At 39.6% G+C, this 22,493-nt stretch carries 18 protein-coding genes; 13 read left to right on the top strand and 5 right to left on the bottom strand.

Features of this window, described 5'->3' with window-relative positions:
* Window positions 1–9: 9 nt before the first annotated feature.
* Entirely contained in the window at window positions 10–1,050 is a 1,041-nt protein-coding gene (gene bioB, locus D172_RS08550) for a biotin synthase BioB (protein ID WP_007375788.1), read from the bottom strand.
* A gap of 94 nt (window positions 1,051–1,144) precedes the next feature.
* On the opposite strand from bioB, the gene bioA reads away from it, so the two are divergent.
* The 6 genes from bioA (at window position 1,145) to D172_RS08520 (ending at window position 7,667) form a co-directional block, all read left to right on the top strand.
* Window positions 1,145–2,446 (top strand): adenosylmethionine--8-amino-7-oxononanoate transaminase, encoded by a 1,302-nt coding sequence (gene bioA, locus D172_RS08545; protein ID WP_033023161.1) that lies wholly within the window; start codon window positions 1,145–1,147, stop codon window positions 2,444–2,446.
* Between the two features lie 172 nt (window positions 2,447–2,618).
* Complete coding sequence (locus D172_RS08540; protein ID WP_007375786.1) at window positions 2,619–3,431, top strand: hypothetical protein; 813 nt, start codon at window positions 2,619–2,621, stop codon at window positions 3,429–3,431.
* On the top strand, window positions 3,432–4,472 hold the full coding sequence (locus D172_RS08535; RefSeq protein ID WP_007375785.1) for an extracellular solute-binding protein: 1,041 nt from the start codon (window positions 3,432–3,434) through the stop codon (window positions 4,470–4,472).
* A complete protein-coding gene (locus D172_RS08530; protein ID WP_007375784.1) occupies window positions 4,472–5,971 on the top strand; it encodes an ABC transporter permease in 1,500 nt (499 codons plus the stop codon). The genes D172_RS08535 and D172_RS08530 overlap by 1 nt, the downstream gene beginning before the upstream one ends.
* 14 nt (window positions 5,972–5,985) lie before the next feature.
* Window positions 5,986–7,002, top strand: a complete 1,017-nt coding sequence (locus D172_RS08525) for an ABC transporter ATP-binding protein (RefSeq protein ID WP_007375783.1) — start codon at window positions 5,986–5,988, stop codon at window positions 7,000–7,002.
* A 35-nt stretch (window positions 7,003–7,037) separates the two neighbouring features.
* Window positions 7,038–7,667 carry a Vat family streptogramin A O-acetyltransferase gene (locus tag D172_RS08520; RefSeq protein WP_007375782.1) on the top strand — a complete coding sequence of 210 codons (630 nt, stop codon included), beginning with the start codon at window positions 7,038–7,040 and terminating at the stop codon, window positions 7,665–7,667.
* Window positions 7,668–7,671: 4 nt separating this feature from the next.
* On the opposite strand, the gene D172_RS08515 is transcribed toward D172_RS08520, so the two are convergent.
* Window positions 7,672–8,106 carry an ATP-binding protein gene (locus D172_RS08515; RefSeq protein WP_007375781.1) on the bottom strand — a complete coding sequence of 145 codons (435 nt, stop codon included), beginning with the start codon at window positions 8,104–8,106 and terminating at the stop codon, window positions 7,672–7,674.
* 297 nt (window positions 8,107–8,403) lie between these two features.
* Here D172_RS08515 and asnS point away from each other — a divergent pair, with 297 nt between their 5' ends.
* Window positions 8,404–9,801: an asparagine--tRNA ligase gene (gene asnS, locus D172_RS08510; protein ID WP_002961230.1), complete on the top strand. Its 1,398-nt coding sequence runs from the start codon at window positions 8,404–8,406 to the stop codon at window positions 9,799–9,801.
* Between the two features lie 139 nt (window positions 9,802–9,940).
* Here asnS and D172_RS08505 read toward each other — a convergent pair whose 3' ends face one another.
* Both D172_RS08505 and D172_RS08500 read right to left on the bottom strand, forming a co-directional pair.
* Window positions 9,941–10,867, bottom strand: a complete 927-nt coding sequence (locus D172_RS08505) for an electron transfer flavoprotein subunit alpha/FixB family protein (protein ID WP_007375780.1) — start codon at window positions 10,865–10,867, stop codon at window positions 9,941–9,943.
* Window positions 10,868–11,617: an electron transfer flavoprotein subunit beta/FixA family protein gene (locus D172_RS08500; RefSeq protein ID WP_007375779.1), complete on the bottom strand. Its 750-nt coding sequence runs from the start codon at window positions 11,615–11,617 to the stop codon at window positions 10,868–10,870.
* Between the two features lie 221 nt (window positions 11,618–11,838).
* Here D172_RS08500 and D172_RS08495 point away from each other — a divergent pair, with 221 nt between their 5' ends.
* The 6 genes from D172_RS08495 (at window position 11,839) to D172_RS08470 (ending at window position 18,697) form a co-directional block, all read left to right on the top strand.
* Window positions 11,839–13,485: an electron transfer flavoprotein-ubiquinone oxidoreductase gene (locus D172_RS08495; RefSeq protein ID WP_007375778.1), complete on the top strand. Its 1,647-nt coding sequence runs from the start codon at window positions 11,839–11,841 to the stop codon at window positions 13,483–13,485.
* A 132-nt stretch (window positions 13,486–13,617) separates the two neighbouring features.
* Window positions 13,618–14,082, top strand: a complete 465-nt coding sequence (locus tag D172_RS08490) for an acyl-CoA thioesterase (protein WP_007375777.1) — start codon at window positions 13,618–13,620, stop codon at window positions 14,080–14,082.
* 269 nt (window positions 14,083–14,351) lie between these two features.
* Window positions 14,352–14,921 carry an outer membrane beta-barrel protein gene (locus D172_RS08485; RefSeq protein WP_007375776.1) on the top strand — a complete coding sequence of 190 codons (570 nt, stop codon included), beginning with the start codon at window positions 14,352–14,354 and terminating at the stop codon, window positions 14,919–14,921.
* A gap of 178 nt (window positions 14,922–15,099) precedes the next feature.
* Window positions 15,100–15,804: a tRNA (N6-threonylcarbamoyladenosine(37)-N6)-methyltransferase TrmO gene (tsaA, locus tag D172_RS08480; protein WP_007375775.1), complete on the top strand. Its 705-nt coding sequence runs from the start codon at window positions 15,100–15,102 to the stop codon at window positions 15,802–15,804.
* A gap of 89 nt (window positions 15,805–15,893) precedes the next feature.
* Complete coding sequence (locus tag D172_RS08475; protein ID WP_007375774.1) at window positions 15,894–17,618, top strand: proline--tRNA ligase; 1,725 nt, start codon at window positions 15,894–15,896, stop codon at window positions 17,616–17,618.
* Between the two features lie 233 nt (window positions 17,619–17,851).
* Complete coding sequence (locus tag D172_RS08470; protein ID WP_007375773.1) at window positions 17,852–18,697, top strand: UDP-2,3-diacylglucosamine diphosphatase; 846 nt, start codon at window positions 17,852–17,854, stop codon at window positions 18,695–18,697.
* 29 nt (window positions 18,698–18,726) lie between these two features.
* Here the strand turns inward: D172_RS08470 and D172_RS08465 are convergent, their stop codons facing one another.
* A complete protein-coding gene (locus D172_RS08465) occupies window positions 18,727–21,729 on the bottom strand; it encodes an ATP-binding protein (RefSeq protein WP_007375772.1) in 3,003 nt (1,000 codons plus the stop codon).
* Window positions 21,730–22,493 lie beyond the last annotated feature (764 nt).

The following is a 22,493-nucleotide window of genomic DNA, read 5'->3' as shown; positions in this document are numbered from 1 at the left end:
GATATAAGCCTACGCTTCGTAAAACAATTCAGAGGTTGCTTTGTCGGCTACTTGCGATGAAAGCGAGGCTTCTACTGCTTCGTCTGAATAGTCATGACGCGTTTCTGGGTTCATACCTAATTTTTTGATTAGGTTCATATCGGCATCAGCGTCTGGGTTTTCGGTGGTAAGAAGTTTGTCGCCATAAAATATTGAGTTAGCGCCTGCAAAAAAGCACATCGATTGCATTTGCTCGTTCATCGCGTTACGCCCTGCTGATAAACGTACATAACTGTGTGGCATCATAATACGTGCTGTTGCAATGGTACGTATAAATTCAAAGTGATCTAAATCGTCTGCGTTTTCAAGCGGTGTGCCTTTAACTTTAACTAACATATTAATAGGCACGCTTTCTGGCTGTTGTGGCAAATTAGCTAGCTGCATAAGTAACCCATAACGGTCGCTTGCTTGCTCGCCCATACCGACTATTCCGCCCGAGCATACTTTCATACCGGCATCGCGTACGTGGTCAATGGTATTTAATCTATCTTCAAATGTACGGGTTGATATAATTTGCTCGTAATACTCAGGCGATGTGTCGAGGTTATGGTTATAGTAATCAAGGCCTGCGTCTCGAAGCTCATGGGCTTTTTCGTTAGTGAGTTTACCCAGCGTCATACAGGTTTCTAACCCTAGCTCTTTTACTTCTTTAACCATTTGCGAAATGTATGGCATGTCTCTGTCTTTTGGATCTGACCATGCAGCGCCCATACAAAAACGCGTCGCGCCTTTTTGTTTTGCAAGGCGTGCTTGCTCTACTACTTTTTCTACTTCTATTAAGCGCTCGCGTTCTAAATCTGTTCGGTAATGGCCCGATTGCGGGCAGTACTTACAATCTTCTGGGCAAGCGCCTGTTTTAATTGATAACAACGTAGAAATTTGCACTTCATTTGGGTTGAAGTTAGCACGGTGAACCGATGCGGCTTTAAACAGTAAATCGTTAAATGGCATTTCAAATAATGCTTTAACTTCAGCGTGGGTCCAATCGTGACGAACAGGTGCAAGTTCCATAATACTCTCTTATTTTTTTCTCAGCGGTGATATTGGTTTAGTCTACGAGTTGAAGTACCATTGTCAACGATGTTCACCAAGTTAAAGTTTACATATGATTAAAAAGAATACGATTGACCTTGATTTTGATCGTGACCACATTTGGCATCCATATACGTCTATGACTAAGCCAATTCCGGTATACCCCGTTACACATGCAAATCACAACATTATTTACCTTGAAACTGGTGAGCAATTAATCGATGGCATGGCCTCGTGGTGGAGTGCAATACATGGCTATAACCACCCTGTTATAAATAACGCCATGATTGAGCAAATCAACTGTATGAGCCACATTATGTTTGGCGGTATTACGCATAACAGCGCGGTAGAGCTGTGCAAAAAAATAGTAAATATAACGCCGCCTAGTTTAACTAAAGTGTTTTTAGCCGACAGCGGATCGGTAAGTGTTGAAGTAGCAATAAAAATGGCGCTGCAATATTGGTTGAGCCAAGGTATTACTACAAAACAAAAATTAATGACGCCTTACAAGGGCTACCATGGCGACACCTTTGCAGCCATGAGCGTATGCGACCCCGTTAACTCAATGCATAGTTTATATTCAGGCTTTTTACCTGAGCATGTATTTGTGCCTGCACCGGTTAGTAAATTTGATAGCGAGTTTAACCAAGCTGAAGCCAAAGAGATTGAAGAATACTTTAAAGCAAACCACAGCCAAGTAGCCGCCTTTATAATTGAGCCAATAGTACAAAACGCGGGTGGGATGAACTTTTATCACCCTGATTATTTAGCCTGCATACGTAAATTGTGCACCCAATATAACGTACTGCTAATTTGCGACGAAATTGCCACAGGCTTTGGCCGTACAGGTAAATTATTTGCTGTAGAGCACGCCAATATAGAGCCCGATATAATGTGTATTGGTAAAGCATTAACTGGCGGTTCAATGACGCTCTCGGCCACTATCACTAGCGATAAAATAGCCATTGGCATCAGCGAAGGTGAAGCCGGTGTTTTAATGCACGGCCCTACTTTTATGGGCAACCCGCTTGCCTGTGCTGCAGCCTGTGCAAGTATTGATTTATTACTTGAGCAAAACTGGCAACAACGAATAAAGCAAATAAACACACAGCTACAACAACTTAATAAATGCAGTGAACTAGATGTGGTTGCCAATGTGCGTACCTTAGGTGCAATAGGCGTTGTTGAACTAAACGAGGCTACTGGCAATGTTGATGTTGCTAAAATTCAGGCTTATTTTGTAAAGCAAGGTGTATGGATACGTCCATTCGGTAAACTAATTTACCTTATGCCACCGTATATAAGTGACGACACCAGTATAAAAACACTGTGTGATGCCATTTATAATGCCATTAAAGGCAAGTATTACGCTTAATAGTCGGTCTCAATAACTAATCCTAATACAAGTTATAGCGCTATTTACTGTAACTTACCGCTACATTTAGTGTTTTTATCTATTAAGCGAGTTTGTGGTTATTGATCTCACTAACCATAAGCTATATGATAATGGCTATCATTTACAATTACTCTTTTTGGACTTTTCTGCTATGAATTTATTATTTAAACCAGCCAAAACTTTAGGTGCAAGCCTTTTACTCGCCTCGGCGTTTATGGCTCAACCAGTATTAGCTAACGGCCCTATTGGCGAGCATGTTAATCATCTTCAAGCTAACCTTAAAAGTTACGCAGAAGAAGTAGAATGGATGGTAGGCAAAGTTGATACCATGGTAAGCGACTACGATACTAAAGGCGCAAAATCTGTAAAAACTGATGATTTAATTGAATATTGGGAATCAGTTAAGTTTCACAGCGCAATAGAAACTAACTTTGTACCAGTATACGCTTCTATTTGGCAGGGTCTTTATGGCGTAAAAATGGCCATTGATAATAAGCAGCCTGCTGATGAAGTTCGTAAACAGCAAAAAGCGATGAACATAGCCTTGTGGCAAGGTCTTGGGGCTGTTAAGCTTGCTGCAAAATTCCAGCAAAAAGGCTTGTTAGACACTGTAAAAGCAACCGCTACAACTCAAATGACACAAAGTGCCACAATTGATGAAATTAAGCACAAATTAGACCGTGTAGTAGCTAAATTTGCTGAGCGTTTACGAGACGAAGCAACTGAAATTGTTCACGATACTTATCTGCACCTGTTTGAAGGCGTTGAAGGTACTCTTATTGAACAAGATGCAAAACTAGTTGAAGTGCTGGAAAAAGACTTTAACGTAACACTGCCACAAGCCATTAAAAACAGCAAAAGCGTAGACGAAGTACGCGATGTGATCAGTGACATGCAAACAAAATTAGACCGCGCTAAGGTTTTAATAGAAAAAGCCGAAAAAGCGCGTAAGGATGTATTTTAAGTGAAGCGTAGGACCTTTATTCAAGGCCTAGCTGCGTTAGGGGTGGTTGGCTCATTGCCACTGCCTTTTTCTCGTGCGCTAGCCGCTGATATAGCAAACCCTGTTTCTGTTGACGATTTACCAAAGCTTAAAGGCGAGTTAACGCTTTATTTAGGCCGAGGCGAAGGGGGTTTGTATGAAAACGTATTACAAGCAATCCAGAAAAAAAATCCAGACTTTAAACTCGGTATACGCCGTGGTCCTACTGCTGCTTTAGCAAATACCATTGTTGCAGAAGCTAAAGCCGGCGTTCGCCGCGCTGATTTATTTTGGGCGGTTGATTCAGGCGCGATTGGTTTAGTAACCGATGCTGGCCTTGCACAACCTATCCCTGGTGTTTTATCTGCTCAGTTACAACCACAGTTTAGATATAAAGAATGGGCACCAGTAACTGGCCGTATTCGTACATTGCCATATAACACGTCGCTTTTAACCAAAGATCAAATTCCAACAAGTATTATGGAAATTGCCGACAGCGATTTAAGTATTGGCTGGGCGCCCGCCTACGCTTCTTTTCAATCGTTTGTAACCGCAATGCGAATTTTAGAAGGCGACGACAAAACCGCTAAGTGGCTTAAAAAGATTCAAAAACGTGCTAAAACATACGCTGGTGAATTAGGTGTTGTGATGGGCGTTGAACGCGGTGAAGTTGATATTGGCTTTGCAAATCATTATTACACTTTGCGTTTAAAATCAGGCAAGCCTGATGCCAAGCTTGATTTAGCATTTACACAAAATGATGCGGGCTGTTTAGTTAATGCATCGGGTGTATTAGCGCTTAACGACGATCCGCTTGCTACTAACTTTATGCGTTACTTACTAAGTAAAGAAGTACAAGGTTACTTAGCCAGTGAAGCGTACGAAATTCCGTTAGTAAATGGTATTACCCAACCTGAGGGTTTACCGTCACTTGCTAATATTTCCCCACCTAAAGTAGATTTAACACAGCTTGCTGATTTACGCCCTACTATAGATTTGATGCGTAGCAGCGGCGTATTGTAATGAAAATACCTGCCTCTTATCCAATGGCGCTGCTTGCAGCGCTTGTTGCGCTAACCCCTGTTTATGTATTAATTGTGCTTGCAAGCGATGCAAGCTCAGTGTTTGACACCCACAATCTGCAAATTTTAGGTAACACGTTATCGTTAATGGGTTTAACGGTACTCGGATCTATTTTAATTGGTGTGCCACTGGCGTTTATTAGCGCGTATGTGCATTTACCATTTAAAAAGCTCTGGCTGGTTGTATTTGCAGCCCCACTGGCAATTCCCAGTTATATTGGCGCATTTACACTTTATGCTGCTTTTGGCCCCGGTGGCGAAATAAACACCTTAACAGGAATAGAAACACCATCAATGTATGGCCTAACAGGTGCCGCCATTGTAATGACTCTGTATACCTTTCCGTTTGTAATGATGACGACTCGCTCATCTTTACTGAGCCTTGATGCAAGCATGGTTAATGCCGCGCGTACGCTGGGCATGTCGATGACGCAAAGTATATTTAAAGTTATATTACCGCGCGTAGTTAACGGTATTGCAGCAGGCTCATTGTTAGTCGCGCTTTATACGTTATCTGACTTTGGTACACCTGCCATGATGCGCTTAGATACTTTTACCCGTGTCATTTATGTTGAATACAATGCCTTTGCTTTAGGGCGCGCTGCCATGCTCTCACTGCAACTAATGGTGATTGTTGGCTTTTTACTTTTAGTTGAATCACAAATAAAAACCGCGCCTGAACGCCAAGGCCGCCCGTTAATTTTATTTCCAAGTAAATTACAACTAAGTGCGCTGTTTGTTACGTTTGCCCCTATTTTACTACTCGCTATTGGCTTGCCTTTAGCTATATTTTCACTTTGGCTAGCACGAGATGGTTTTAGCTCGTTTGATTTTAGCATTGCGTGGAACTCAACGTATGCATCGCTCATTGCCGCAATTGTCGCTGTGATAGTGGCCATTCCAGTAGCGCATGCCGCGCTTAGCGGCAAAGCGGGTCGCATAATGGAACGTGTTACTTACTTTGGCTTTGGTATCCCGGGTATAGTAATGGGCACAGCCCTTGTTTACGGTGGTTTGCAATTGCCGTTTTTGTATCAAACACTGGGATTGCTTATTATTGCTTATATGCTGCGATTTTTACCGCTTGCAGTAGGCTCAATCAGAACAAGTACCGAGCACTTAGATCCAAGATTAGTAAAATCAGCTCGCGTACTTGGCGCAAGCCCACGCGAAGCGTTTACTCGCATAACACTGCCTTTAACTATGCGCGGTATTATTGCCGGTGCTGCACTGGTATTTTTAGAATCAATGCGTGAGTTAGAAGCTACCCTACTACTTGGTCCAACCGGCTTTGAAACCCTCTCAACTTATTTATGGCGTGTATACGAGGCGGGCTATTTTGGCCGTGCCGCTATTCCTGGATTATTGTTAGTAGTGATATCTGCCTGCGGCTTAGCTATTATGATGTCTGGCGAAAAACGCAACCAGTTTGAACATTAAGGATTTAAAAAACAATGCTATCTGTAAGTCAGTTGTCTATAGATTATGGCAGTAACCGCGTAGTAAGCGATTTAAACTTATCGCTGGGTGAAAACGAAATCCTTATGCTTGTAGGGCCAACAGGTTGTGGTAAAAGTACAATTTTACAAGCCCTTGCTGGCCTTATACCTATTAGCGAAGGCGAAATAAACACGGACAAATGGCGCGCGACACCCAAATTAACAATACCTCCTGAGAAACGCAGTGTTGGTATGGTATTTCAAGACTTTGCGTTATTTCCGCACTTATCTGTGCAGCAAAATATTTGCTTTAGGTTAAAAAATACAGCCCCTGCCGATCATTGGATAAACCTACTTGGGCTTGATGATTTTAGAAATAAAAAACCAGCAACGCTTTCTGGCGGACAAAAACAGCGCGTCGCACTTGCGCGCACCCTTGCCCACCAGCCTGACTTCGTATTACTTGACGAGCCGCTTTCTAACTTAGATGCAGCCCTTAAAGATATGCTTCGTTGGGATATCAGAAACGCACTTAAAGCCGCTAGCGTGCCTGCAATTTGGGTAACACACGACCAAGAAGAGGCGCTGTCGGTTGGCGATCGCGTAGGTATTTTAAAAGGCGGAAAGATTCAGCAAATAGATGCACCGGAGCGCTGTTTTAGTACACCAAACAATCGCTTTGTCGCACGCTTTTTAGGTGAAGCCAGCTTTATTAGCGGCCAATTTAACCAAGGACAAGCCACTACTTCAATTGGTAATGCGCCCGCTCATGGCGTTGACTGTGAAAGTGGCGACGTTGATGTACTACTTCGACCAGACGATGTGTTACTTGTACAAAGCAGTGTTGGCAATAACGGCGAAGTAATTTGGGTACGTTTTGAAGGTGGCAGCCGCTTGTGTGCTGTAAAACTTGCATGTTCTACGGTTGTAACTAGCAGAGTAAGCCATGAAGTTGTTGTAAATCCTGGCGACGAAGTGCATGTATCACTAAGTACCTCGCACCCACTAGCGGTTTATAAATCTATAGATTAATATCTATACCTAACTCAAAATTAAGAGGAAACCTCATGAACGGACCAAACCCCAATAATCCTTCACCAATGGAAGGTTTTCCTCAAGTAGGTTTTTTAAAAAACTATATTACTTCTACCAATATTGAAGTAGGCGATTATACATATTATGACGATCCTGATGGTCCTGAGAATTTTGAAAAAAATGTGCTTTACCATTTCGATTTTATAAACGACAAACTACTAATCGGTAAGTTTTGTGCGATAGCTAAAGACGTTACTTTTATAATGAATGGCGCTAACCATCAAACTTCTGGATTTTCTACTTATCCATTTTTTATATTTGGTAATGGCTGGGGAAAATTTGCACCAAAATCAAATGATTTACCCTTTAAAGGCAATACAGAAATTGGTCATGATGTTTGGATTGGTTATAACGCTACAATTATGCCCGGGGTAAAAATTGGCAGTGGCGCTATTATTGCCAGTAAATCAGTTGTTACCTGCGATGTACCTGCTTATAGCGTTGTAGGTGGAAATCCCGCTAAAGTGATAAAAACCAGATTTGACGATAAAACAATAAATACGCTGCTAGATATAGCTTGGTGGGATTGGAGCAATGAAAAAATCACTGCTCATTTAGATGCCATTACACAATGCGATATAAAAGCCTTATCTAATCTCTAAGTGATTACCACTCAAACATGTACGCCATTTTATTTATTGTTTTTAGTGGGATGTGATGGGAGTTGCGTTTAGCGTATAAATGCTGCATTGATTTGTCTTTCACTTCACCCACTATCACTTCTTTTACTTGATAACCTAAAGCAACGGCAGCTTGAGAGTAAGCTATAAATTCCCACTTTTTAATATTAGTGTTATCTACAATTACCAAAGGCGTGCCTTGGGAAAGTGCATTTATAAAACGCGCTAAATTTAAATTGTGAAATTGCGGCAACTTAAACTTGTCAAAATGATACTCGCCTTGCTCATTAATAAAGTAATCATCTGTTGAGCAAATTAGGTACTGGCTTTCGTCAGCGCCGCCTAATTCGTCGGCAAGGTTTTGCGCGTAATAAGACTTACCACTTCCAGGTAGCCCACGTAATATAAAAACTTGTTTCATAGCATCGATTTTTTAAGTGTGAATAAAAATAAATTTAATTAGTTTGTTAATAATGCCACAAAATCACTAAATTTGAGAGTAACAAATAACATTAGAAGTAATAAACCCTCTAAAACTGCTTAAAAATAAACCGCATGCATAAAAACTTTTAAAGAGTTGCCCACAATAGTTTTTTTATTTAACTTTACTAGGTAAGATACAGGGTTCAAGTGCAGCGCCGTTTATGTGCAATTAATGCCCGAGTGTTGCGCACAGTTAAAATAAAATAGTTAGGCAACTTATATCATTGGAGTGAAGATGAGCCATTTAGCGATTTCAGAGCTATTAAAAGGCAATGTTGCGGTAGACAGCCAAGTAACAATTAAGGGCTGGATCCGTACTCGCCGCGATTCAAAAGCAGGAATTTCATTTTTAGCCGTTCATGACGGTTCGTGTTTTGATCCTATTCAAGCGGTAGTTCCTAATTCACTGAATAATTATGATGAAGTTACTAGCTTAACAGCCGGTTGTTCTGTGTCGGTTACTGGTGTTTTAGTACAATCTGCTGGCCAAGGTCAATCTTACGAAATTCAAGCTAACTCAGTGACTGTGTTAGGTTGGGTAGAAAACCCAGATTCATACCCAATGTCGGCAAAACGCCACAGCATTGAGTACTTACGTGAGCACGCTCACCTTCGCCCTCGTACAAATATGATTGGCGCGGTAACTCGTGTACGTAACTGTTTAGCACAAGCTATTCACCGTTTTTACCACGAGCAAGGCTTTTACTGGATCAGCACGCCAATTATTACGGCAAGTGACTGTGAAGGCGCTGGCGAAATGTTCCGTGTATCAACGCTTGATATGCAAAACTTACCACTTACAGACAAAGGCGATGTTGATTACAGCGAAGATTTCTTCGGTAAAGAAGCATTCCTTACTGTATCTGGTCAGTTAAATGGCGAAACTTACGCGTCTGCAATGTCAAAAATTTATACATTTGGCCCTACATTCCGCGCAGAAAATTCAAATACATCTCGCCACCTTGCAGAATTTTGGATGGTAGAGCCTGAAGTAGCGTTTGCTGATTTAGAAGATATAGCAAAACTGGCTGAAAACATGCTTAAGTATGTATTTAAAGCGGTACTTGAAGAGCGCCGTGATGACATGGAATTTTTTGCACAACGTGTAGAAAAAACCGCAATTACGCGTTTAGAAGAATTTGTAGATAAAGACTTTGCACAAGTTGATTACACAGACGCTGTAGAAATCCTTAAAAACTGTGGCAAAAAGTTTGAGTACGCTGTTGAATGGGGTGTAGATTTACAGTCTGAGCACGAGCGTTACTTAGCTGAAGAGCACTTTAAAGCACCGGTAGTTATTAAAAACTACCCACGTGATATTAAAGCATTTTACATGCGCCAAAACGAAGACGGTAAAACCGTTGCCGCAATGGATGTTGTAGCACCTGGTATTGGTGAGATCATTGGCGGTTCACAACGTGAAGAACGTCTTGATGTACTTGATGCACGCTTAGAAGAAATGGGCTTAAACAAAGAAGATTACAGCTGGTACCGCGATTTACGTAAATACGGTAGCGTGCCACATTCGGGCTTTGGTTTAGGCTTTGAACGCTTAGTTGCTTATGTAACAGGTATGGGCAACGTACGTGACGTTATTGCCTTCCCTCGTACTAAAGGCAGCGCAACTTACTAATATTTAGTAAGATGTTTATAAATACTTAAAACCAGCCAATTGGCTGGTTTTTTTGTGTCTTGAATTAACCGTATAAAAAAGCCGCAGCACTCAAAGAGCACCACGGCTTTCAACCAGAATACGTTTGTTTATTTAAAGGCTATAAAGCACTCTCTAACTGTGGCAGTACTTCAAACAAATCAGCCACTAAACCGTAATCAGCGACTTGAAAAATAGGTGCGTCTGGGTCTTTATTTATCGCGACGATTACTTTTGAGTCTTTCATGCCCGCTAAATGCTGAATAGCACCGCTAATCCCCACGGCAATATATAAGTTAGGTGCTACAATTTTACCTGTTTGCCCTACTTGCATGTCGTTAGGTACAAAGCCTGCATCAACTGCAGCGCGCGACGCACCAATAGCTGCACCTAATTTATCGGCAATACCATTGAGTAATGCAAAGTTTTCGCCGTTTTGCATACCGCGACCACCCGATATGACCACACTAGCTGCTGTAAGCTCAGGGCGTTCTGATTCTGTTTGCTCAACACTTACAAAGCTGCTTAATTGTGAATCTGATACTGTATCAATACTTGTTATAGCAGCAGCTGATTGCTCACCTTGTAAATCGAAGCTACTAGCACGCACAGTAATTACTTTTTTACTGTCGAGTGATTTAACCGTGGCGATTGCATTACCAGCATAAATAGGTCGTTTAAATGTATCTGCATCCACTACTGCGATAATTTCAGAAATTTGCGCAACATCTAATAGCGCGGCAACACGTGGCATAAAGTTTTTGCCCGTTGTAGTAGCACTTGCAACAATGTGGCTGTAGGTGTCGCTAAGTGATAAAACTAAATCGCTCATGCTCTCAGCTAACTGATGTTCATAAACGCTATTATCAGCAACTAAAACATTAGCTACGCCATCAATGCTGGCAACTTGTGAGCTCATTGCGCTTAAGTGGTTACCTGCAATTAGTACATCAATAGGAAAACCCATTTTTACTGCGGCGTTAATAGTTTTTGAGGTTTCTGGTTTTAAGGCACCGTTGTCGTGCTCTGCAATTACGAGTGTTTTCATTTAAATCACCTTTGCCTCTGTTTTTAATTTTTCTACAAGCTGTGCAACGTCTTCAACAATAATTCCTGCGGTGCGTTTAGCTGGCTCTTCTACACTTATTAATTGAATACGCGGTGTTAAATCAACACCAAGCGAATCTGCTGCTATTACTTCAAGCGGCTTACGTTTGGCTTTCATAATATTTGGCAGTGATGCATAGCGAGGCTCATTCAAACGTAAATCAGTTGTAACAACCGCCGGTAAATTAAGTGCTACCGTTTGCAGCCCGCCATCAACTTCGCGTGTTACGTTTACTTTGCCATCTTTAATAACCACTTTTGATGCAAATGTACCCTGCCCACGATTAGTAAGCGCAGCAAGCATTTGACCTGTTTGATTATTATCTGAGTCGATTGACTGCTTACCTAAAATGACAAGTTCAGGCGTTTCTTGCTCTACAATTTTAGCGAGTAGCTTTGCAATATGAAGTGACTCGAGCTTTTCATCGGTTTCGATGTGAATGGCTTTGTCAGCACCCAATGCTAATGCTGTACGTAATTGTTCTTGCGATGCTTTAGGACCAATAGTTACGGCAACCACTTCACTGGCTGTGCCGGCTTCTTTGAGGCGAATTGCTTCTTCTATGGCAATCTCACAAAACGGGTTCATTGCCATTTTTACGTTGGTTAAATCAACGTCGCTGTTATCACTTTTAACGCGTGCTTTTACGTTGTAATCAATCACTCTTTTTATTGGTACGAGAACTTTCATAGGAACTCCATAATTATTTAAACCTACAAGGTAACGTGCACGTCAACCTATTTATTTTATGAAATTAGACTACTTCCTGTTGACGTAAACGTCAACCTAAAATAACCTTTAACTATTCACAGTCTGTAACGTTTAATTTGCAAGGTTAAAAATAGGCTGTACACCTTATTTAAATGCGTAGTAAACATTCAAATAAGTCCGTCATAGATAAAGAGGTTATTATGGTCGAACGTGAAACCATGGAATTTGATGTAGTAATTGTTGGTGCAGGCCCTGCTGGGCTTTCAAGTGCAATTAAACTCGCGCAATTAGCACAAGAAAAACAACAAGAGTGCATGATTTGCGTAGTCGAAAAGGGTTCTGAAGTAGGTGCACATGTACTCTCTGGGGCTATTTTTGAAACCAAAGCTTTGGATGAACTACTACCTAATTGGCAAGAGCTTAGCGCACCGGTTACAACCAAAGTAACTAACGATGAAATTTATTGGTTTAACAACGAGCAAAAAGCGACATCAATCCCCCACTTTGCTACACCAAAAACATTTCATAATGATGGTAACTACATTGTATCTATGGGTAACGTGTGTCGATGGCTTGCAGAGCAAGCTGAAAACTTAGGCGTCGAGATTTTTCCAGGATTTAGCGCACACTCTTTAATAATTGAAGATAAAGCAGTAAACGGGATTATTACTGGCGATATGGGCGTAGACAAAGACGGTAATGAAAAAGACGGTTACATGCCAGGCATGGAGCTTCGTGCAAAATACACTATTTTTGCAGAAGGTTGCCGTGGTCATTTAGGTAAACAATTAATTAATGAGTTTGCACTTGATGCAGGTTCATCGCCGCAGCATTACGGTTTAGGCTTTAAAGAAATTTGGCAAATTGATGAAAGTAAACATGAGCTTGGCAAAGTTGTTCATGGTACAGGTTGGCCACTTAGCGGCGATACTAATGGTGGTGCATTTATGTATCACAGTGAAAACAATCAAGTCGTTGTTGGTTTAATTGTTGATTTAAATTACGCAAACCCACATTTGAGTCCGTTTGATGAGTTTCAGCGAATGAAACACCATCCAGTTTTTAAAAACGTACTTGAAGGCGCTGAACGTATTGCTTACGGTGCGCGTGCTATTGCTAAAGGTGGCTTGCATTCATTACCAAAAATGCATTTTGCTGGTGGTTTACTTGTAGGGTGCGATGCAGGCACACTTAATTTTGCAAAAATTAAAGGTAATCACACAGCAATGAAATCGGGAATGATTGCCGCTGAGGTTATTTTCGAAGCGCTGCAAAATGAGTTAGCAAATACCGATTTAACTAAATACCAGACAGCGTTTGAGCAATCGTGGGCATATAAAGAGCTATATCAATCTCGTAACTTTGGCCCTGCAATGCACAAACTTGGTAAGTTTATAGGTGGTGCGTATAACACGCTTGATCAAAATATTTTTAATGGCGGTTTACCGTTTACATTTAAAGATAATACGCCCGATCACTCTACCCTTGTTGATGCAAAAGCTGCTGACAAAATTGCGTATCCAAAACCAGATGGACAACTTAGCTTTGATAAACTCTCAAGTGTGTTTTTATCAAATACTAACCACGAAGAATCACAGCCGTGTCATTTAAAGCTTAAAGATGCGTCAATTCCTATTAACGTAAACCTAGTTAAATTTGATGAACCCGCACAACGTTATTGTCCTGCTGGCGTTTACGAAGTACAAGAAATAGCAGGCAATAAAGAGTTTGTTATTAATGCCCAAAACTGTGTGCACTGTAAAACTTGCGATATTAAAGACCCCAGCCAAAACATTACGTGGGTAACACCTGAAGGCGCTGGTGGACCAAATTACCCTAATATGTAACTAAATTATGCGTCGTATAGTTATATAACTACGTTTTTTACATATAAATTATAAACATATCCTAAATTGCAGGGGCTTCGGCCCCTTTTTTGCGCTATGCTCATATGCAGTATTAATAAATGAGTAATATCTATGCCGTCGTCAAAAGTTGTTTTTCGTTTTTTAGCAGAGCCTACCGATGTAAATTTTGGTGGTAAAGTTCATGGTGGAGTCGTCATGAAGTGGATTGACCAAGCTGGTTATGCATGTGCAGCTGGCTGGAGTGGTCATTATTGTGTGACTGTGTCAGTTGCTGGGGTTAAATTTAGACGTCCAATATTAGTAGGGCAAATTGTCGAAGTAGAAGCTAAAATAGCGCATACCGGTAAAACAAGTATGCAGATATTTATTCAAGTACGTTGTGGCGATCCAAAAACACAAAATATGGTTGAAACAAATCACTGTGTTATAAGTTTTGTCGCAATGGATGAAACGGGTTATCCAGTAGAAGTGCCTGAATTTAAAGCTGTGACAGACGAAGATTTAAAATTAGAAAACTACGCTATTAAAATGAAAGAAATAGCAATTGAAACTGAAAACCTGTTACACAATGTATAACTTTTAGCTGTTCTGTAAATTCAAAATGTAGCTGTGTAAAAAACTCATGTTGTTTTGTAAAACGTACAAAACTGTTTAGAAAACAAATCACTACAAAAGCTCGCATTGCTTAAAAACCAAACAACCCCTTGCGATAACCAGTACTAAAGTAGGTATTATGAGGGGTTTTTACTTGTTTTTAAAATTGGCATGTTCACTGCACTTATTAAATTGAAGTTTGATTGACTTAATCGAACATTAATTTTTAATTTGTAAAGGAGCTATTCACAATGATTAAAACACTTTCTCTTTCTGCACTTGCATTAGCAACACTGGGTTTTAACACAGCAGCACACGCTGATATTTCTGATTTTGATTCTCCACGTATTTATACTGGTATCGGTTACGGTCAATATTCTTTTGAGTTTGAAGACAGTGACAACGACACTGACTTTGACGACGATGCACAAATGCTCAAAGGGTATGTTGGTACTCAATTTAACGAGTACTTAAGCTTAGAGCTTGCTTACCAAAACTTTGATGAAGTTAGTGACATAGACAGTAAAGCTGAGATTGATGGCGTATCACTTGCCGCACGCCTAGGGCTTCCTCTATCTGAAAGCTTCACTGTATACGCAAAAGTTGGTTGGCTTGAATGGGACGCAGACTACACACAAGACCTACCAGTAGGAAGTATATCAACCTCTACAGATGGTGGAGATGCGTTTTACGGTGCAGGTATTGAATATGCGCTTACAACAAATGTTCAATTTCGTTTAGAGTATGAACGTTACAAACTTGACGATGATATTGATCCAGACATGGATGTAGCGTCTGTATCAGTTCAATACATGTTTTAATGAGTCTTTAACATGTATTAATAGGGTAAGCTTAAGAGCTTACCCTTTTTTGTTTTAAGGCCTGCTAATTTTCATCATATAGACCAAGCAGTCTATAAATAATAAACTTATTCACATTAATGCCATAGTCGCTAAATAAAGGTAGAATAGCGCTCTATTTTATTTGTATCCGAGTACTATGAGCGATTATACCATTTCGGCTATTGGCCACATTGAATCTCCTTATAAACAAAAGTTTGCTATACCTAGGCAACCTCGTTTAGTGCCACAAGCCAAGGCAAAACTTATTTTTGCACCTGATTTTAATCGCGAAGAGTTTGTACGTGGTTTAGATGAATTTACTCATATTTGGTTGTTATTTCGTTTTCATGAAACGGCCGATAAAGGTTATTCTGCCATGGTTCGTCCACCTCGTTTAGGTGGCAATGAACGAAAAGGTGTATTTGCTACACGCGCTACATTTAGACCAAACGCGATTGGTATGAGCGCAGTAAAGCTCGAAGGTATTGAGTATAAAAACGGACAACTTAGTTTATTACTCGCTGGCATTGATTTACTTGATGGCACACCAATTATCGATATTAAACCGTACTTACCTTATTCAGATGCTATGTTTGACGCCAGTGCTGGCTTTGCTGATACACGCCCAGAAACACAAATGACGGTTGAATTTAGCCCTCAGGCAATTGAGTTTGTTGATGCGCAAACACAGTACCCAGATTTACATGATTTTATAGCTAATGTTTTAAAACAAGATCCCCGCCCTGCCTATAAAAAACAAAAAGATGGCGAGCAAAGCTACGGTATGACTTTGTACAATTATAATATTCGCTGGCAAGTCAATGGCGAGCATAACCTAGTAACAAGCATAGAAAAAAACTAAATAACTCACTTAGCGCTTTAGTGTAAAAGCATCCGCTGTTAAACTTAAGCTCTATTAAAAGAACATAATTACTCTATTTCGGAAAAAACATGCGTACAAGCCAATATATACTCGCAACACTTAAAGAAACGCCATCAGATGCTGAAATCGTATCGCATCAGTTAATGCTTAGAGCCGGTATGATCCGTCGCGTCGCTTCGGGTTTATACACTTGGTTACCCTCTGGTTTACGTGTACTACGTAAAGTAGAAAACATTGTACGTGAAGAGATGGACAAAGCTGGCGCCATTGAAATGCTAATGCCAGTTATTCAACCGGCTGATTTGTGGGAAGAGTCTGGTCGTTGGAATGAGTTTGGTCCTGAGCTAATGCGCTTTACTGATCGTCATAATCGTACATTTGCACTTGGACCAACGCACGAGGAAGTGATTACTGATTTCGTTCGTAAAGAAATTAATAGCTATAAACAGTTACCAGTTACTTTATACCAAGTACAAACTAAAGTACGCGACGAACGCCGTCCTCGCTTTGGTGTGATGCGTGCTCGTGAATTTACAATGAAAGATGCCTACTCTTTTCACCTAAGTGAAGAATGTTTAGATGCAACATATCAAGCGATGCACAAGGCATATTGTAATATTTTTGAGCGCTTAGGTCTTGATTACCGTCCTGTTATCGCAGATACAGGCTCTATCGGCGGAAGCGTATCGCACGAGTTTCATGTACTTGCTGAATCAGGTGAAGATGCCATTGCATTTAGTGATGGCAGCGACTACGCCGCTAATATTGAAAAAGCAGAGGCGCTTGCACCAAACGATCCACGCCCTGAAGCATCAAAAGAGCTTAAAGCGTTTCCAACTCCTGACGCTAAAACTATTAACGAGCTTAAAAAACACTACGGTGTTAAGCCACATCGCGGTGTTAAAACGTTAATTGTTTATGGCACGCCTGATGAAAACGAAGTACGTGGTCTTGTAGCCTTAGTACTGCGTGGCGATCACGAATTAAATGAACTAAAAGCTGAAAAGCACCCGTTAGTAGACTCTCCGCTAGAAATGGCAACAGAGGCTGATATTGTTGCTGCTATTGGTGCAAGACCTGGTTCACTTGGCCCGGTTGGCCTGTCGATGCCAATTATTGTTGATAGAACGGCTAACGTACTTGCTGATTTTGTTGCCGGTGCTAATAAAGATGACGAGCATTACAGCGGCATTAACTGGGATCGTGATGTAACTAATTATGAAGTTGCTGATATCCGTAATATTGTTGAAGGCGATATGAGCCCATGTGGCCAAGGCGTTTTACAAATTAAACGTGGTATTGAAGTTGGGCATATTTTCCAGCTTGGCACTAAATACTCACAAGCAATGAAAGCGGGCGTATTAAACGAAGACGGTAAAAACCAAACAATGACCATGGGTTGTTACGGTATTGGTGTTTCACGTATTGTTGCTGCTGCTATAGAGCAAAACAACGATCAATACGGGATCATTTGGCCAAAATCAATCGCGCCATTCGATTTAGCAATTGTGCCAATGAACATGCACAAATCGCATCGTATTCCTGATATTGCAAATGACCTTTACCAAGGTTTAAAAGATGCAGGTCTTGATGTGTTATTTGATGACCGTAAAGAGCGCCCTGGTGTTATGTTTAACGATATGGAACTCATTGGTGTGCCATTTACGCTAGTAATTGGTGAGCGCAACCTTGACGAAAACAAAGTTGAGCTTAAAAACCGCCGCACCGGTGAAAAGCTAATGATTGATATCGACACAGCAATTGATGCAATTAAAGCGGCTGTTAAAGGTTAATAACACGCACGCTTAAAATAGACTAAAAGGCCGCATTTAAAATGCGGCCTTTTTGATGAGCGATAATAGCAATGCATAATAATAGCTGCTCAATGACTCACCTTTTCTAGCTTTGTAGAAATCTTTTAATTACGTGCCTTGGTGTAAATTGTCATGGAGGCTTCGCTAAAGTGTCTCATAAGTGTCATTAGATTTATCTACAGTGTTTAATTATTACACTATGGATGACGGGCATGACAAACAATCAACTGCGTAAAAAACAACATTATCCAGCCATTTGGATATCTGATGTTCATTTAGGTTACAAAGATTGTAAAGCTGATTACTTACTTGATTTTTTAAACTCGGTAGAATCCGATACACTTTATTTAGTCGGTGATATTATCGATTTATGGTCAATGAAACGTCAGTTTTATTGGCACTCTTCACATTATCAAGTATTAAATTCTATACAACAAAAAGCAGCTAATGGGACACGCGTCATTTATATTCCCGGTAATCACGATGAGACGTTTCGTAACTACGTTGATCAAACTTTATTCGGTGTTGAGGTCCATCAACAGTTTATTCACACCACTAAAGCTAATAAGCGATTCTTGCTTGTTCATGGTGATGAATTTGATATCGCAACTCGCTATAACAAACTCATTAGCATAGCTGGTGATGCCGGATACGACTTTTTATTATTTTTAAATCGTTGGATAAATCGTATACGTAAAGTATTTGGTGGGAATTACTACTCACTTGCCGCGTGGATCAAAGCGCGAGTACACAAAGCCCGTGAAGCTATTGAAGCCTTTGAGGATGCCGCTATCCGCGAAGCTAAAAAACAAAAAGTAGATGGTATTATTTGTGGACATATTCATCACCCTAAAATAAAAGTGGATGATGGGATTATGTATTGCAACGATGGGGATTGGATTGAGAGCTGCACGGCACTTGTAGAGCAAAAAGATGGAAAAATTGAGTTATTACATTGGTCAGATACGCAAACCGTGCTCGACAGTGCTGATATTACAAAACTAGCTGCACCGAAAGTCAGCTCAGTAGAAGCTAAACCAAAAAAATCAGCTGCATAGCAGCTGAACACTTACACAATGGATGTGATTCAGTTTAACCAAGTCAATAGCTTACTCTTTAGCGTTTGTGGCTTTATTGGCTTAGTAATATAATCGTTCATCCCTGCAGCTAAACAGCGATCTCTGTCACCTTCCATCGCACTTGCTGTCATAGCAATAATTGGCACGTACGAATATTCACTTCCCGCTTTACCACTTCTTATTGCGCTAGTAGTATCGTAACCGTTGAGATTTGGCATTTGACAATCCATTAAAATAATATCGAAGGTTTGACCCTCATGTAGTTTTAATACCTCTAATGCTTCTAAGCCATCTGATGCGGTGGTTATTTTTACTTTCGTATGTTTTAAAATAGCTTTAGCAACTTCAACGTTGATCATATTATCATCAACTAATAATACATTATAATTCGATAAGTCTGGCTCTATAGGTTCTTCAATTAAATGGTTAGCTGCTGCAACCACAAGTTCATTATTTGCGCCGAATAAACTCGCTAACTTGTAGCTAAACTGATCTTGGGTAAGTGGTTTATTTAAAATATGGCTATATTCGGCCACTATCGTAGACTGCTTGTTTACTACCATATCACGTAAAATCAGCACATATTTCTTATCATATTGATTACAAAAACTAATGAGGGCATCAATTTGTGGATGCTCATCATCTATAATTAATAAGTCGGCATCAAATGCACTATGTCCACTAAAATAATCTAAGCGGACAATTTTATCCTTATCTATTTTACACGCGTGTACTAGTAAATTTGTGACGTTGTTAAATACGTTATCACGCGCAATTAATGTTGCCACGTTAATTGATGTCGCTAATTCAATGCTCGTATTTAACTTTTTCTGCTGTGCAACATGCAACTCTACCGTAGCAATAAAAACACTGCCAATCCCTTTTTTACTAGTAACCGTAATATTACCTCCCATCAACTGGGCTAACTTTTTGCAAATAGATAAACCTAAACCTGTTCCACCAAAGTGACGAGTCGTACTTGAATCCTCTTGTGTAAACACCTCGAATAATCTATCTAAATTTTCAGGAGCAATACCAATCCCGGTATCTTTGACCGTAAAACTCATTAACAGTTTAGAATTGGTGATGTACTTAGAGCCAATTGTTAAGCTAACCTCACCTTTGTGGGTAAACTTAAAGGCATTATTAACTAAGTTTATCAAAATTTGTTTTAAGCGGTGACTGTCACCAATCACCATCCGGTCGATAACGTCTTTTGTATCTAAAAAAACTTCAAGTCCTTTTCGTTGTCCTTGCAATGCTAAAGAAGTAATCATATCACTGCATACGGTGACAACATCAAAAGTATGATTATCAATATCGAGTTTTCCGGCTTCAATTTTAGAGAAGTCTAAGATGTCATTAATTAAGTTCATTAATGAATGTGCACTGCTGTTAGCTAATTTTAAATAATGATGCTGTTGCTCAGATAGCCCCTCCTCTTTTAACATTTCTAGCATGCCTAATACGCCGTTCATTGGGGTACGAATTTCATGAGAAATGTTAGCAACAAAGTCACTTTTTGCTTGGCTCGCTGCTAGGGCTTGATCTATAGCGCGTTCTAGTTCTATGGTTCTTTGGGATACTTTAAGCTCTAAAGTACTATTTAAACCTTCAAGTTCTGATTGTATGTTTTTCAGTGAAGTAATATTTCTTAAAATCGCAGCAACTTGATAGCGGTTGTTATACACATCAAAAATACTACTGAGTGTTATCGAATAAAATTGCTTGTTACCAAATGCATCAGTATAAATAGCTTCGAAGGGCATTTTTGCCCCATCAATTATAGTTTCTTCAATACAATTAATATCCGCTTTATTTAAGTTGAATAGTGAAATGAAATCGTTTTCTTTGTCCTCTAGAGCACTGCCAAATACATTTTTAGCCGTGTTATTAAAATGAACAATTTGTCCCGTTTCTTCAATTGTAAAAATAGCGTCCAAAGAATTTTCTATTACTTTGTTATTTTGCTCTTTCAATGAATGTATAAGTAATTTACGGTTTATGAATCTTTGATATATAGAGGTTATTATTAAAAAGATGCTAAAAAACACTACGAGTAAAATAATGAAATTTTGTCGCCTTTCACTCACTTTCAATAATAAATCATGAGTATTTAAGCTAACAGCTAATTCAAGAGGGAGCATCGCGATATCTCCTTCAAAATAAATCCGTTTTTTTAAGTAGTATTGTTGAGGGTAACTATTTATTGGCAGTGTATTGCCTACAGACATTTCTTCGGCTTCATTAAATTCATCATCCCAAGTCCTACTTTGGTTAAACTCAAAGCCAAATCGTAAGTCAGTATCTGGATGGTATAAAAATTCACCTTCATTATTCATTAAGTAAATAGCAATGCCCCTTGGAGACTCTACAATTAAGCTTTTAAATAATTCGTCTGCAAAATAATTAGTGACTAGTACTGCAAACACTTGCTTATGTTCGTCGAAAACAGGTTTAGCAACTCGAAAAGTACTAATGTAAGGCTGCTGTATTTCGCCATTTTCTCGATTGTAATTTATAGGGGAAATGTAAACTGAATTTGCATCTAATATACTGGCTTTAATTACGTAGTCACGTTGTCCTTTTTGTTGTAATTGTTCTCCATCGAGCCTAACTAGGCTGCCGAGCTCAGTGCGATCGACCCTAACAACTTCTCGGCCACCGTCTGCTAGTGTAATATAACGTGCCTGTAATATGCTTTCGTCTGTGCGCATAAAACCCGAAAATATACTTGCTAAGCGCTCTTGCCAGACCGCAATTGGCGTACCCAATAGTGGATCTATCAATTTATGTTCTGAGGCGCGAGAAATACCTTGGATTGGTGGTGTAGCATCTAGAAATCGGATAGCAGTAACGCTGTCTTTAAAGTGCTTTTTTAAAGACAGCGTTTTTGTTTCTAATTCTCTTTTTAATTCAATTTGAGCCGTATTATAAACGTCACTTCTTACTTTTTTCTCAAATAAATAAAGCGAGGGTAATGAAATAACTATAAATGTTATTACTACCAAAAGTATCAGCTTGTTATTTTTTGTGCTTCTTAAAAAAATATTCTTTTTTAACATTTACTTTCGCCACTAAATTGAACTACTAAACAGTATAGAGTATTAAACAATTAAATATCCTAAAAACCAGAGCTTACAGGTCTATAAGGGGTAATTTTCAATATTTAGCTTTTAGTTACTTAAAGATTGATAATCTGAGATGGCATCGTAAATCCATTTATGTATTAACCGTGCAATTATTTTATTAGTAACGGGTAACTATTTACGTATAGTTTTTCAGCATTACGCCCTGTTTATCATTCAAGATTGAAATTTGTTCCGTCAAGGGCCTATATCGCGGCACATGGTTTATAACCTTTGGGCTAGCTAGCTGCTCCTGCGTTACCTTACTGACTTACATTAAGAATAAGTAAAATGTCTGCAGATTACTAACGCGCTTTACCTATCTCAATATAAGCGGCAAAGAGTCAATAGTCATAAGTCATAAGTCATAAGTCATAAGGGAGAATGCAATTGGCAGCGTATGTTTGGCATTTATGCTGCGCTATCGCCTATTTATAAATAATCCCTTATAAGTAACACCACATTATTTAGGCTGTATTTTGACTAAAAAACAGGTCTATTTTTGAGATTTCACCCACAAAAGTTCAACACGCCTAACTTAAATTAATAAACACCGAGGTAATTATAAGCATAGAGTACGTTAATACGTTCTGAACAGATCTGAACATTGGGAACTAATGACCATGAGAGCAACATTCGTAAACAGC

It is taken from the genome of Pseudoalteromonas sp. Bsw20308 (assembly GCF_000310105.2).
GTDB lineage: Bacteria > Pseudomonadota > Gammaproteobacteria > Enterobacterales > Alteromonadaceae > Pseudoalteromonas > Pseudoalteromonas fuliginea.
The sequence above is the reverse complement of the archived record's forward strand: the minus strand, read 5'-3'. Positions and strand labels throughout refer to the sequence as shown.

Bases quoted from the DNA above. Each gene is read 5' to 3' on its own strand.
- bioB (WP_007375788.1), bottom strand. From the start codon at position 1,050: ATGGAACTTGCACCTGTTCGTCACGATTGGACCCACGCTGAAGTTAAA.
- asnS (WP_002961230.1), top strand. From the start codon at position 8,404: ATGAGCCATTTAGCGATTTCAGAGCTATTAAAAGGCAATGTTGCGGTA.
- D172_RS08495 (WP_007375778.1), top strand. From the start codon at position 11,839: ATGGTCGAACGTGAAACCATGGAATTTGATGTAGTAATTGTTGGTGCA.
- D172_RS08500 (WP_007375779.1), bottom strand. From the start codon at position 11,617: ATGAAAGTTCTCGTACCAATAAAAAGAGTGATTGATTACAACGTAAAA.
- D172_RS08505 (WP_007375780.1), bottom strand. From the start codon at position 10,867: ATGAAAACACTCGTAATTGCAGAGCACGACAACGGTGCCTTAAAACCA.
- D172_RS08525 (WP_007375783.1), top strand. From the start codon at position 5,986: ATGCTATCTGTAAGTCAGTTGTCTATAGATTATGGCAGTAACCGCGTA.
- D172_RS08530 (WP_007375784.1), top strand. From the start codon at position 4,472: ATGAAAATACCTGCCTCTTATCCAATGGCGCTGCTTGCAGCGCTTGTT.
- D172_RS08490 (WP_007375777.1), top strand. From the start codon at position 13,618: ATGCCGTCGTCAAAAGTTGTTTTTCGTTTTTTAGCAGAGCCTACCGAT.
- D172_RS08520 (WP_007375782.1), top strand. From the start codon at position 7,038: ATGAACGGACCAAACCCCAATAATCCTTCACCAATGGAAGGTTTTCCT.
- bioA (WP_033023161.1), top strand. From the start codon at position 1,145: ATGATTAAAAAGAATACGATTGACCTTGATTTTGATCGTGACCACATT.
- tsaA (WP_007375775.1), top strand. From the start codon at position 15,100: ATGAGCGATTATACCATTTCGGCTATTGGCCACATTGAATCTCCTTAT.
- D172_RS08485 (WP_007375776.1), top strand. From the start codon at position 14,352: ATGATTAAAACACTTTCTCTTTCTGCACTTGCATTAGCAACACTGGGT.
- D172_RS08470 (WP_007375773.1), top strand. From the start codon at position 17,852: ATGACAAACAATCAACTGCGTAAAAAACAACATTATCCAGCCATTTGG.
- D172_RS08540 (WP_007375786.1), top strand. From the start codon at position 2,619: ATGAATTTATTATTTAAACCAGCCAAAACTTTAGGTGCAAGCCTTTTA.
- D172_RS08475 (WP_007375774.1), top strand. From the start codon at position 15,894: ATGCGTACAAGCCAATATATACTCGCAACACTTAAAGAAACGCCATCA.
- D172_RS08515 (WP_007375781.1), bottom strand. From the start codon at position 8,106: ATGAAACAAGTTTTTATATTACGTGGGCTACCTGGAAGTGGTAAGTCT.